This is a genomic window from Streptomyces sp. P5F9 (assembly GCF_057961495.1).
Genome location: NZ_JBXVPZ010000312.1, coordinates 1 through 11693, shown reverse-complemented (window position 1 = coordinate 11693; position 11693 = coordinate 1). Strand labels below are relative to the sequence as shown.

Sequence of the window (11693 nt, the reverse complement as noted above, 5' to 3'; positions counted from 1 at the left end):
GCCCCTCACCCCGCGAGCGGATTCCGCAACGGCAGATAGCGGGCGTCCGCGCCGTCCGCCCCGGTCCAGCGCAGCAGCAGGTTCGTCTTGCCGGGCAGGGTGGGTGAGGCGAGGAGGCCGGCGATCTCGGGGAGGTCGTGGCGGGCGAGTTCGGCGCGGGCCGCCGGCCAGGGGTCCAGCTTCAGGTGGCGCTCGGCGAGGATCCCGGCGATCTCGACGAGGTTGTTGACGACCAGGCAGTACACCAGCCGCTCCCACCCGGCGGCCCGGTCCACGTCCGTCAGCAGCTTCACGCCCTCCGCGTCCCGGAACAGCGCCTGCGCGGGCGTTCCGTCGGCGTCGACGGCGACGAGCGTGTTCTGCAGATGCGCTTCGAGTACGACGCCGTGGTCGGCGAAGGCGGCCAGCGCGGGCGGTACGACCTGCCGCAGATACGCCTCCCACCAGGCCCCCGGGTCGCCCGTGCCGTCGAGCGGGCTGCCCTCGAAGCCCTCCACCAACCCCGCGGCGAGCAAGGGCGTAGCCCCGGGCAGGAGGTGCTCGTGCAGGCCGTCGCGGACCAGGACGGCGAGTTCCTCGAAGGCGAAGTCGGCGGTGCGGTAACCGCGGTCGCTGAGCCAGGCCGCCGGGCCGCCCAGCGCGACGAAGGCATCCCGGACGGCCGTATCCGTGCGCTGGAGTTTCAGCAGGTCGTGGCGCCACAGTCGGCGTACGTCATTGGTGATGCGCACATCGAGACTGAACTTCAGGAACAGATCCTCGACGGGGCTGTACACGGTGCGGATCGCCGCCGTCGGCCACGCCTCGGTCGCCGTCGTGCCGAGCCGGACCAGCCGCCCGTCCGTGAAGGGGTCCGCGAGGCCTGCGCCGACGAGGTCGAGCTGCCACGGGTGTGCGGGCAGCAGCCGGTACCCGGGCGGGGCCTCCCCGAGCGCGTCCAGCGCCGAGACATCCCCCTCCTCCACGACCGCGTCCTCGCGCAGCCCGAGCAGCACCAGCGGGAAACGGGCGTACGCCTCCGGGGCGTAGGGCAGCCAGCCCGCGACGGGGCCGCCGCCGCGGGCCTTGGGCGCGGGATGGTAGGGATGGCCGGTGATCAAGGACTGTTCGGAGCGGAGATACGGGTCGTCGGGCGCCGTCGCCCGGTCGCGCGCGGTGAGCAGCGCGGCGACCGCGTCACGGCTGTCGGTCATCTCGGCGGGCAGTTCGTGGTTGGAGACTCCGGTGTGCCGGGTCAGTTCCTCGGCGACGAGTTTCACGAGTTCGGTGTGGTCGACGCGCCGCCAGCCGCCGTCCGCGTGCACCTCGGGCTCTGCGGGGCGCCGCTCGCCGCGCACCCGCAGCAGCCGGCCGCTCCCGGGCAGCCGGTACACGTGTCGCTCCCCCGGGTCCGGGAGCGGCCGGGCCACCTCCCGCAGCAGACAGTTGAGCAGGGGCGCGGCCGCGTACGCGTCGGCGCGCTCCGCCACGTCGTCGCCCGGGGGTGTGAAGTCGACGCGATCCATTCGTTCCCTAAGTCCGTGTCCTGCGATCGCGATCAGTATGTCTCTCGTCGCAGAGTGTTCCGCCGCCCCCGTCTCTCTCCGCTCCGCCTCTCCCCGCCCCGTCTCTCGTCGTCACCGATCATGACGCCCCGTCCGCACCCGAGGAGTCGACCGTGGACCGTCCCCCGCTTCCCGAGGCCGAGGTCGCCGAGGAACTCGCCGCCGTACGGCCCGACCTCGTGCAACGGTACCCGGCCGAACTGCCCGGCGCCCGTGCGGCGGTTCTCACCCGGCTGTGGCGCGCGCTGGCCTTCGAGCCGCTGCCGTGGATCGTCGGCCGGACGCCGGGCCTCGTCCTACGGCTCTCCGACGGCCGGCGGCTGCGCGGGCCGCGCGCGGACCCGTACGCGACCGACGCCTACGTCACCGCGGTCCACCTCGACGACATCGCCTACGACGATCCGGCGCGCCTGATGACGGATCTCGCCGTGCCGCACGGGACCGCCCTCGCGGCCGAACTCGGGCACAGCGTCGCCTCGTTGGCACTGTCCCGGGCCAACCAGCCCGCCCGCTCGGAGGATTGGCCGGCGCACGACTGGGAATGGGAGCAGCGGATCGTCGACGGACATCCCTTCCACCCCAACTGCCGCTCCCGGCCCGGCTTCTCGGTGGCCGAGCAGCTCGCCTACGGTCCCGAGCACCGGCCCGTGGTGGCCCTCGGATCGGTGCCGGTGCGGGCGGAGGAGTGCCTGCTGACCGGGGTGTGGCCGGACGAACTGCGGGACGCCGGACGGTTGTTGATCCCGGTGCACCCGTGGCAGGCGGCGCATGTGCTGAAGCGGACCGGCGACGCTCCGCTCGACGCGCATCCACTGATGTCCCTGCGGACCCTCGCCCTGTCGGACGGACCGCACGTCAAGACCGCGCTGAGCGCCCGGCTGACCTCCTCGGTGCGGGACATCTCGGTCTACTCGATCGGGCTGTCGGCGACGCTGTCGGCGTTCGGGGAGACACTGGCGGCGCGCTCGGACGGCCTGTTGCACGTCACCCGCACACTGGGCGCGGCCACGGCCGACTCACCGGATCTCGCCGCCGTGTTGCGTGAGTCGCCGCAGACGTACGCGGACACGGAAGCGGGCGAGCGGGTTCTTCCGGTGGCCGCCCTCGCGGTCACCGGCCTGCCCCGATCGCCCGCCTGGCTGGCCGAGTTCACGCGTCTCGCCCTCGTGGTCTGTCTGCGGCTGCTGGAGTCCGGTGTGGCCCTTGAGGCGCACGGTCAGAACCTGCTGGTGGTGCTGTCCCGCACGGGTGCCCCCCTGCGCCTGGTCTACCGCGATCTCGCCGACATCCGGGTCAGCCCCAAGCGCCTTGCCGAGCAGGGGATTCCGGTACCGGACCTGAGCGGACGCATCGTCACCGACGACGAACTCACCCTGCGCCGCAAGCTGTTCGGATCTCTCGTGGCGGGAGCGCTCGCGGGTGCGGCGGGTTCCGGTACGGCGCTCAGGGCGGCGCTGGCGGCCGTCGTACCGGATCTGCCGCGCACGCCGGACCTGCGCACGCTGCTCGAACAGCCTTTGCCGAGCAAGGCGTTGACGCTGATGCGGCTGTCGCCGGAGCTGCCCGGGGACCAGTGGACCGGGCTGCCGAACCCGCTCGTTTTGGAGCCGGGTCCATCTGATCAATAGGATCCGGCGATGATCACAAGACAACGGCTGGCGGCGGGGATCTGTGCCCTGCTCGCCACCCTCACGGCCGGGGTCGCCTTCCCCGCCGGAGCGGTCGCCGACGAGACGGACTCCGCGGCCTCCCCCAAGGTCGAACTCGTGCTGGACGTCAGCGGTTCCATGAGCGCCAAGGACATGGACGGCGGCTCGCGTATGGCAGCGGCGAAGCAGGCGTTCAACGAGGTGCTCGACGCGACACCCGAGGAAGTGCAGCTCGGCATCCGCACGTTGGGCGCCAACTACCACGGCAACGACCGCAAGACGGGCTGCAAGGACACCGCGCAGCTGTACCCGGTGGGCTCCCTGAACCGCACCGAGGCCAAGGCCGCGGTCGCGACGCTCCAGCCCACCGGCTGGACGCCGATCGGTCCCGCGCTGCTGAAGGCGGCGGACGACCTCGACGGCGGTGACGGCACCCGCCGTATCGTCCTGATCAGCGACGGCGAGGACACCTGCCAGCCGCTGGACCCGTGCGAGGTGGCCCGCGAGATCGCGGCCAAGGGCATCGGCCTGACCATCGACACGCTGGGTCTGGTGCCGGACGCCAAGACCCGCGACCAGCTCAGCTGCATCGCGGACGCGACCGGCGGCACGTACACCTCCGTGCAGCACAAGGAGGAACTCTCCGACCGCGTGGGCCAGTTGGTGGACCGTGCCGCCGATCCGGTGGTGACCCCGGTCGCCACCGAGGGCACCGCCCAGTGCTCCAGCGCCCCGACCCTCAAGTCCGGTCTGTACACGGACCGCGAGGAGTTCGGCAAGCAGCGCTTCTACCGCGTGGACGTCGACCCGGGCCAGGAGCTGCGTGCTTCGGTGAGCGTGGGTGCCGACCGTGAAGTCAACCCGGACTACGGGGTGTTGCTGCGGGCGGTCACCGTGCACGGCCGCGAGATCGTACGCGGTGAGGGCACCGGCAACGGCCGTACGGACGTCATCTCCACCGGGCTGCGCTACCCGAAGGCGGAGAGCGACGACGACAACGCCCCGGCGGAGACCGTGTGTCTCCAGATCACCAACTCCTTCTCGGCGGCCACCGGGGTGAAGACCACCCCCGGTCTGCCCCTCGAACTCACCGTGGACGTCGTGGACGGACCCGGCCGGGCGAGCGACGTGGCCTCCTTCGGCCTCGGCCGCGGCTGGTGGCTGCTCGGCGCCCTCGTGCTGACCGGCTTCGTGGCGGGTCTGCTCTGGGGCTGGCTGTCACGCTGGCGTCTCGCGGTCTGGAGGACCAACTGATGCGGATCACACGTGTGTTGGGCACGGCCCTGCTCATGGCGGGACTGGCGGCGGCACCGGCCGCGGCGGACTCCTCGCCCTCCGCGAGCCCCTCCGGCGACAGTTCGGCGCCCACGCAGGCCGGTACCTCCTTCCGTACGGCGACGGAGCTGGACCAGGGCCAGCAGGCCACGGCGAGCGGCTCCACCGGCGACTACCTGTACTGGTCGTTCGCCGCGGACGCCGGCCAACGCCCCACCGTCAAGGCGACGGTGAAGCTGCCGGACACCCACGCCGGCGAGACCTGGCAGCTCGACGTCTACGACGGGCTGCGGCGCCGCCAGGCCTGCCAGTACGGGGCCGCGACGCGCACCGCCGCGCAGGACGCGACCTCCCTGGACCTGGCGTGCACGCTGCGTACCGTCCGTGCCTGGTCGGAGACCTGGGCCAACGACCCGCTGCCGGGCACGTACTACGTCCGGCTCACGGTCGTGGATCTGCGGTCCTCGGACCTGGGTCTCCCGGTGAGCACCGAGGTCCGCGTGGACTCCAAGGACATCGGCGGTTCGGCGGCGGTGGACGGTTCGCTGGCGCAGCCGCTGACGCCGGGGATCGCGGCCAAGTCGGCTTCTGATGAAGACAGTTCGTCGTCGACGTCGGCGGCGCTGTCGAGCATCGAGCCCGACGGCGGCTGGTCCTCCGGCTGGTGGTCCGACCGCTGGGTGTGGACCGCCGTGGGCGGTGTGCTGGCCGCGCTCGCGGGGATCGGCGGGTATGCGCTGACCCGGGGTTCGGGGCGACCGAGGCGGGTTCCGCCGCCCGGTATGTAATTCCGTGATCACTCGTCAGAAGGCCTGCCCACAGCGGGCCTTCTGTCGTGTCAGGCCTGTTCTCAGGCCTCCCGCAGTGCCTTCGCGAGCGTGCCGTCGCCGCTCACCTCGACACGTCCGGCACGCACCGCGTCGGGAAGGCTCAACTCCCCCTGCGCGACGGCCGTACACGTGTCGACGTCAAGCACGAGACGGGCATCGGGCTCCCGGGGAGCGGCCCCTTCGCCGTAGACGAGCCCGCCTTCCTCCGCCCCCGCATACACGTGGAACTCCCCCTCCTCCAGCCGGACTTCGACGAGTCCTTCCCCCTCCAGGGCCCGCAGCAACGGCAGCGCGAACCAGTGCGCACGCACCGCGTCCGTCGGCCGCCGCTCCCCCAGCTCCGGCGCACCCCAGGTACCGAGGGCCTGGAGGACGGGCAGCAACTCCTGCCCCCGGCCGGTGAGTTCGTAGACGTAGACCGCTCCCGGAGGCGGCAGCCGCCGTCGCGTCGTGAGCCCGTCCCGCTCCATGTCCTTGAGCCGTGAGGCGAGTACGTCCGTGCTGACACCCGGCAGGTCGGCGTGCAGGTCCGTGTAACGGCGCGGTCCTGCGAGGAGTTCGCGGACGATCAGCAGGGTCCAGCGGTCGCCGACGAGGTCGAGCGCCCGGGCCGCGGAACTGTACTGGTCGTAGCTTCGGCGAGGTGACATGCGACGCAGTCTAGACATGTTGTTGGACTTTCCAAGCTCACACTTGGTAAAACCAAGCAACACACGAAGCCGATGGGGCGAGGGCGCAATGGAGTTCCGGCAGTCGAGCAAGCTCAGCGAGGTCTGTTACGAGATCCGCGGTCCGGTGATCGAGCACGCCAACGCACTGGAGGAGGCGGGCCACAGCGTCCTGCGCCTGAACACCGGCAACCCCGCGCTCTTCGGCTTCGAGGCGCCCGAGGAGATCATCCAGGACATGATCCGGATGCTCCCCCAGGCCCACGGCTACACGGACTCACGCGGCATCCTCTCCGCCCGCCGCGCGGTCGCCCAGCGCTACCAGACGCTGGGTCTCGACGTCGACGTGGACGACGTGTTCCTGGGCAACGGCGTCTCCGAGCTGGTCTCCATGGCCGTACAGGCACTGCTGGAGGACGGCGACGAAATCCTCATCCCCGCCCCGGACTTCCCGCTCTGGACGGCGGTGACGACCCTCTCCGGCGGCAAGGCGGTCCACTACCTCTGCGACGAACAGGCCGACTGGTACCCCGACTTGGACGACATGGCGGCGAAGATCACCGACCGCACCAAGGCCGTCGTCATCATCAACCCGAACAACCCCACCGGCGCCGTCTACCCCAAGGAGATCGTCGAGGGCATCCTCGACCTCGCCCGCCGGCACGGCCTGATGGTCTTCGCCGACGAGATCTACGACCAGATCCTCTACGACGACGCCGTGCACCACTCGGCCGCCGCGCTCGCCCCCGACCTGGTCGTCCTCACCTTCTGCGGCCTGTCGAAGACGTACCGGGTGGCCGGCTTCCGCTCGGGCTGGCTGGTGGTCACGGGCCCGAAGCAGCACGCCAAGAACTACCTGGAGGGCCTGACGATGCTGGCCTCCATGCGGCTGTGCCCCAACGCGCCCGCGCAGTACGCCATCCAGGCCGCGCTCGGCGGCCGTCAGTCCATCCGCGACCTGACCGTCCCGGGCGGGCGACTGCACGAACAGCGCAACGTGGTGTGGGAGAAGCTGAACGAGATCCCGGGGGTCTCCTGCGTGAAGCCCAAGGGCGCCCTGTACGCGTTCCCCCGGCTCGACCCCAAGGTGCACAAGATCCACGACGACGAGAAGTTCGTCCTGGACCTGCTGCTCCGGGAGAAGATCCAGGTGGTCCAGGGCACGGGCTTCAACTGGCCGGCCCCCGACCACTTCCGCATCCTCACGCTGCCGTACGCGGACGACCTGGAGGCGGCGATCGGCCGGATCGGGCGCTTCCTGGGCGGATATCGGCAGTAGCGGCCAGGCGGACAGCTACCGGCGCACCGCCCTGGGTAACCCCTCCCCATGACCGACCGCCCCCTGCTGCTCCTCGACGTCGACGGCCCCCTCAACCCGTACGGCGCCCGGTTCCTGCGCCACCGCGGCTATGTCACCCACCGGCTGTGGCCGACGAACTGGTCGGCCCGGCAGCCACCGGGCTCACGGCGACTGCGGCGCGGGCTGCGGGTGCGCCTGCACCCGGGGCACGGCGAGCGCATACTGGCGCTGCCGTACCAGCCCGCCTGGGCCACCACCTGGATGCACCAGGCCAACGAGCTGATCGCCCCGGCGGTCGGGTTCCCCGGCGACCTGCCGGTGATCGAGTTCACCGACCTGTTCGCCAAGGACCCGGACGGCCTCTACTGGAAGACCCACCAGATCGTGGCCTGGGCGGCCGGCCGCCCCTTCGTCTGGGTCGACGACCTGATCACCGACCTGGACGTACGGCATGTCGAGGCGCACCACGACGGGCCGGCGCTCCTCCTCAAGGTGGACCCGCGCAGGGGCCTACGGGAGAGCGATTTCGCGACGTTGGAGCGGTGGGCCCATAGCCTGTGAGCTATGGGCGATCTTTTCCTCGTACGGCACGGAGAGACCGAATGGTCCCGGTCGGGGCGGCACACCGGCTCGACCGATGTCCCGCTCACCGCGAAGGGGCGGGAGGAGGCGCGCGGTCTGGTACCGCTGATCCGTTCGCACCGGGTCGGCGCCGCGTTCGTCAGCCCCATGCAGCGGGCCCGGGAGACCGCCGAGCTGATCGGGCTGACGGACGTACGGATCGACGTCGATCTGCGGGAGTGGGACTACGGCGGCTACGAGGGCATCACGACCGCCGAGATCCAGCGCACCCGGCCGGGCTGGTTCCTGTTCACCGACGGGGTCGCGCCCGGACCGCCGGACCATCCCGGAGAGACCCCGGAACAGGTGGGCCGGCGCGCCGACCGCGCCCTGGCCGAGGTGGACGCGGCCCTCGCCAACACCGAGGGCGTGGTCGTCCTGGTGGCCCACGGCCATTTCCTCCGGGTGCTCACCGCGCGGTGGCTCGGGCTGGCGCCGTCGAAGGGCGCGTTGTTCCAGCTCGCGACCGGGACGCTGGGCCGGCTGAGCACGGAGCACGGGCGGCCGGTCATCGCCGCCTGGAATGTCAGACCCCCGTCGTAATCTTCGAACAGGGCGCGTGGGGGCGTCCCAACAGTCCACCGGACGGGAAGGAGCACGCCGTGACACGACCGCCGACCGCCGCGCAACGGCGTGTCATCGACGCCGCCGATCCCGTCACCGGGCGGCTGCGGGGTACGGAGGCGCAGCTCGCCGCGCTGGTGAAGCGGGGGCTGGCGTTCCGGCACCCGCGTCCGCCGCACGACCACTTTCTGACGCCGGCGGGGCATCGCATACGGGAGTCCGAACCAGAGGTCGCCGAGCCCGTCGCGGAAGCCCCCACGACCGCCGGGGTGTTCGCCGCCCGGATCGGCGGCGAGGACGTGCCGGACTCCGGTCCGGCCCGCACCCGGGAGGTCCACAGCGCCTGGCAGGGGCTGCTGGAGCTGCGCCGGATGACCAATCCGGACGGTTCCGTGGAGCGGCCGTGCGGCTGGGAGCGGACGCATCTGGTGCAGGCCGCCGCGCTGGCCCTGGAGGCCGCCGGGCACCGGCCGGCCGGGCGGGACGCGCAGGGCTACCTGGTGCGTGTGACCCCGCAGCCGGAGGCGGTCGCCGTGCGCGAGCCGGACGGGGAGACGCTGCGTGCCTGCGCGGGGACGCTGGAGCGGGCGGGCTGGCAGGTGAGCGAGCACAAGGAACCGCGTTCCGGGGCGAGATATCTACTTGCCTCACCGCGACGGACGTGAACGGACCCGACCCGGCCTGAGGGGCGTGCCAAGATCGGTTGGGCAGACCGTCCGTCAGTGCGAGAAGGGAACGCAGTGAGCGAGCCGTTTTCCGTCCCGGTGACCGTCCGCGGATACGAGACCGACAGCCTGGGGCACCTCAATCAGAGCGTGTATCTGCAGTACGCGGAGCACGCCCGCTGGTCGGCGCTGACCGCCGCGGGGGTGGGCCAGCCCGAGTTGATCGCCCAGGGGATCGGGCCGGTCGTCCTGGAGACCACCATCCGCTATCTGCGCGAGCTGCGCGTGGACGAGGAGGTGACGGTGAGCTGCGGCTTCGAGTGGGGCGAGGGCAAGACGTTCCGCGTGCTGCAGACGATCACCAAGGCGGACGGCACGGTCTCCGCGGAGATCGTGTCGACCGGCGGGCTGCTGGACCTCCAGAAACGCAGGCTGGTCGCCCAACCGCAGGAGTTCTTCCGGAAGTTGACCACGAATCCGGGCCTGTTCGGGCTCTGAGCCGGGACTACTCCGGCTCGCGCTCGGTGTCGTAGGCCGCACGAGACTCCGCGATGTAGACGCGGTTGCGCTCCGCCCAGTCCGTCAGACGTAGCAGGGTCTCGTGCAACTCCCGGGCCACCGGGGTGAGTTCGTACTCGACCTTCGGTGGCACCGTCGGGTGCACGGTGCGGGTGACGAGTCCGTCGCGCTCCAGGTTGCGCAGGGTGAGGGTCAGCATGCGGCGGCTGATGCCCTCGATGCTCCGCTCCAACTCGGTGAAGCGGATGGGTCCGTGGGCCGCCGCCACCAGGATCTGCACGCTCCACTTACCGGAGACCCTGTCAAGAACTTCACGCACCGGGCAGGCGTGCGCGTTCACGACCTGGACGGTAACACCGGTGTTCCCTTGGGACATCCAAGTGCCTCCTTACGACGACCTCCATGGTTCCTCACGATGTACCCCGTTACAAGTCGTGCACCTACGGTTCCTATGGATACCCACGGAGGTCAGACCGCCATGACGGCACTCACCGGGTCCGAGTCGAAGACATCACGGACGCGTCCGTCGCCCCGAACGTACTCCCGCTGGGCGTCCCTCGTCGTGCTGTGCGCGGGGACGCTGATGACGATCCTGGACGGCAACATCGTCACCGTCGCCATGCCGGCGATCCAGAGCGACCTCGGTTTCTCGGGGCCGGGGCTCGCCTGGGTCGTCAACGCGTATCTGATCCCGTTCGGCGGACTGCTCCTGCTCGTCGGCCGGTTGGGCGATCTGGTGGGCCGCAAGCGGATGTTCACGGCGGGGCTCGCCGTGTTCACCGCGGCGTCCGTGCTGTGCGGGGTCGCGACGAGCCAGGGCATGCTGATCGCGGCCCGGGCCGTGCAGGGCGTCGGCGGGGCGATGGCCTCGGCGGTGGTCCTCGGGATGCTGGTCGCCCTCTTCCCCGAACCCCGTGAACAGGCCCGCGCCATCGCGGTGTTCAGCGCGGTCGGCGCCGGTGGCGGCGCACTCGGCACCTTTCTCGGCGGGGCCCTGACCCAGGCCTTGAACTGGCACTGGATCTTCCTCATCAACCTGCCGATCGGCATCGTGGCGTGGCTCGCGGCCGTCCGCGTCCTCGCCCCGGAACAGGGCGCCGGGCTCGGCAAGGGCGCCGACTATCCGGGAGCGGCGCTGGTCACCGGCGCACTGATGCTCACGGTATACGTCATCATCGGCACCGGCGACCGCCCCCTGACCGCCACCCTCCTCCTGGCCGCCCTCGCCCTGGCCCTCTTCGTGGCGTTCACCGTCCACCAGGCCCGGGCCGCGCGCCCGCTGCTCCGCCTCCGGCTGTTCCGCTCCCGTCTCCTGACCGGGGCGAACGCCGTGCAGATCCTGATGATCGGCACGATGTTCGGCTTCCAGTTCATCGGCGCGCTGTACGTCCAACGCGTCCTGGGCTTCAGCGAGTTGCTCACCGGTACGGCCTTCCTACCGGCGCCGGTCGCGGTCGGGGTCCTGATGCTCGGCCTGTCGGCACGGACCATCGGCCGCTTCGGCGCGTACCGGGTACTGCTGGCCGGGCTCGTCCTCATCATCGCCGGAATGGCCCTGCTGGGCCGCGCCCCCGCCGACGGCTCCTACGTCACTGACGTACTGCCGCCCCTCCTCCTGCTGGCCGCCGGGTTCGCCGCCGCGATGCCCGCGCTGACCGGGCTCGCCATGTCGGGGGCGCGGGAGGAGGACGCGGGACTGGCCTCCGGGCTCTTCAACACCACGCAGGTGGTGGGTGGTTCGCTGGGGCTGGCGGTGCTGTCGACCCTGGCGGCGGCGCGGACCGACGGACTGCTCGCCAGGGGTGCGGAGTTGATCCCGGCGACGGCGGAGGGGTACCAACTGGCTTTTCGGACCGGGGCGTTGATCGCGGTGGCAGCTCTGGTGCTGGCGGCGGCGGTACTGCGAGCGGGGAGGGAGCGGGAGCTGAGCTGACATCCCCGAGGTCGGGAGCGGGAGCTGAGCTGCCGGCCCCCACGGCCGCGTGCGCCGCGCCTCCGCCCTGCGCCACCGCTCACGCCAGCACGCTACATGCCCCGACCCGACCCCCACCCCCACTC

12 protein-coding genes are annotated in these 11693 nt (G+C 71.4%); 9 read left to right on the top strand and 3 right to left on the bottom strand.

Annotated features, from left to right (window positions below; translation table 11 throughout):
- Positions 1-5: 5 nt before the first annotated feature.
- Positions 6-1505 carry an IucA/IucC family protein gene (locus AC31A1_RS35590; protein WP_489657280.1) on the bottom strand — a complete coding sequence of 500 codons (1500 nt, stop codon included), beginning with the start codon at positions 1503-1505 and terminating at the stop codon, positions 6-8.
- Between the two features lie 152 nt (positions 1506-1657).
- On the opposite strand from AC31A1_RS35590, the gene AC31A1_RS35585 reads away from it, so the two are divergent.
- Genes AC31A1_RS35585 through AC31A1_RS35575 form a run of 3 tightly spaced genes read left to right on the top strand, consistent with a single transcriptional unit; the run spans position 1658 to position 5256 of the window.
- Complete coding sequence (locus AC31A1_RS35585) at positions 1658-3172, top strand: IucA/IucC family protein (protein WP_489657279.1); 1515 nt, start codon at positions 1658-1660, stop codon at positions 3170-3172.
- A gap of 9 nt (positions 3173-3181) precedes the next feature.
- Positions 3182-4447, top strand: a complete 1266-nt coding sequence (locus tag AC31A1_RS35580) for a VWA domain-containing protein (protein WP_489657278.1) — start codon at positions 3182-3184, stop codon at positions 4445-4447.
- Entirely contained in the window at positions 4447-5256 is an 810-nt protein-coding gene (locus AC31A1_RS35575; RefSeq protein WP_489657277.1) for a hypothetical protein, read from the top strand. Before AC31A1_RS35580 ends, AC31A1_RS35575 begins: the two co-directional genes overlap by 1 nt.
- A 62-nt stretch (positions 5257-5318) precedes the next feature.
- Here AC31A1_RS35575 and AC31A1_RS35570 read toward each other — a convergent pair whose 3' ends face one another.
- Positions 5319-5948: a winged helix-turn-helix transcriptional regulator gene (locus AC31A1_RS35570; RefSeq protein ID WP_489657276.1), complete on the bottom strand. Its 630-nt coding sequence runs from the start codon at positions 5946-5948 to the stop codon at positions 5319-5321.
- Between the two features lie 88 nt (positions 5949-6036).
- On the opposite strand from AC31A1_RS35570, the gene AC31A1_RS35565 reads away from it, so the two are divergent.
- From AC31A1_RS35565 to AC31A1_RS35545, 5 genes are all read left to right on the top strand, one after another.
- Positions 6037-7245 (top strand): pyridoxal phosphate-dependent aminotransferase, encoded by a 1209-nt coding sequence (locus tag AC31A1_RS35565; RefSeq protein ID WP_489657275.1) that lies wholly within the window; start codon positions 6037-6039, stop codon positions 7243-7245.
- Between the two features lie 48 nt (positions 7246-7293).
- Complete coding sequence (locus AC31A1_RS35560; RefSeq protein WP_489657274.1) at positions 7294-7827, top strand: HAD domain-containing protein; 534 nt, start codon at positions 7294-7296, stop codon at positions 7825-7827.
- Positions 7828-7830: 3 nt separating this feature from the next.
- Positions 7831-8430 carry a histidine phosphatase family protein gene (locus AC31A1_RS35555; protein WP_489657273.1) on the top strand — a complete coding sequence of 200 codons (600 nt, stop codon included), beginning with the start codon at positions 7831-7833 and terminating at the stop codon, positions 8428-8430.
- 59 nt (positions 8431-8489) lie between these two features.
- Positions 8490-9116: a hypothetical protein gene (locus AC31A1_RS35550; protein WP_489657272.1), complete on the top strand. Its 627-nt coding sequence runs from the start codon at positions 8490-8492 to the stop codon at positions 9114-9116.
- 75 nt (positions 9117-9191) lie between these two features.
- The gene (locus tag AC31A1_RS35545; protein WP_352177655.1) at positions 9192-9614 is read left to right on the top strand and encodes an acyl-CoA thioesterase; all 423 of its coding nucleotides are present in this window, start codon (positions 9192-9194) and stop codon (positions 9612-9614) included.
- 7 nt (positions 9615-9621) lie between these two features.
- Here AC31A1_RS35545 and AC31A1_RS35540 read toward each other — a convergent pair whose 3' ends face one another.
- On the bottom strand, positions 9622-10011 hold the full coding sequence (locus AC31A1_RS35540) for a winged helix-turn-helix transcriptional regulator (protein ID WP_489657271.1): 390 nt from the start codon (positions 10009-10011) through the stop codon (positions 9622-9624).
- Positions 10012-10113: 102 nt separating this feature from the next.
- Between AC31A1_RS35540 and AC31A1_RS35535 the strand changes: the two genes are divergently transcribed.
- The gene (locus AC31A1_RS35535; protein ID WP_489657270.1) at positions 10114-11568 is read left to right on the top strand and encodes an MFS transporter; all 1455 of its coding nucleotides are present in this window, start codon (positions 10114-10116) and stop codon (positions 11566-11568) included.
- Positions 11569-11693: the final 125 nt, after the last annotated feature.

Coding starts and splice junctions, on each gene's coding strand:
- AC31A1_RS35590 (WP_489657280.1), bottom strand. CDS start 1,505: ATGGATCGCGTCGACTTCACACCCCCGGGCGACGACGTGGCGGAGCGC.
- AC31A1_RS35580 (WP_489657278.1), top strand. CDS start 3,182: ATGATCACAAGACAACGGCTGGCGGCGGGGATCTGTGCCCTGCTCGCC.
- AC31A1_RS35575 (WP_489657277.1), top strand. CDS start 4,447: ATGCGGATCACACGTGTGTTGGGCACGGCCCTGCTCATGGCGGGACTG.
- AC31A1_RS35570 (WP_489657276.1), bottom strand. CDS start 5,948: ATGTCACCTCGCCGAAGCTACGACCAGTACAGTTCCGCGGCCCGGGCG.
- AC31A1_RS35565 (WP_489657275.1), top strand. CDS start 6,037: ATGGAGTTCCGGCAGTCGAGCAAGCTCAGCGAGGTCTGTTACGAGATC.
- AC31A1_RS35560 (WP_489657274.1), top strand. CDS start 7,294: ATGACCGACCGCCCCCTGCTGCTCCTCGACGTCGACGGCCCCCTCAAC.
- AC31A1_RS35555 (WP_489657273.1), top strand. CDS start 7,831: ATGGGCGATCTTTTCCTCGTACGGCACGGAGAGACCGAATGGTCCCGG.
- AC31A1_RS35540 (WP_489657271.1), bottom strand. CDS start 10,011: ATGTCCCAAGGGAACACCGGTGTTACCGTCCAGGTCGTGAACGCGCAC.
- AC31A1_RS35535 (WP_489657270.1), top strand. CDS start 10,114: ATGACGGCACTCACCGGGTCCGAGTCGAAGACATCACGGACGCGTCCG.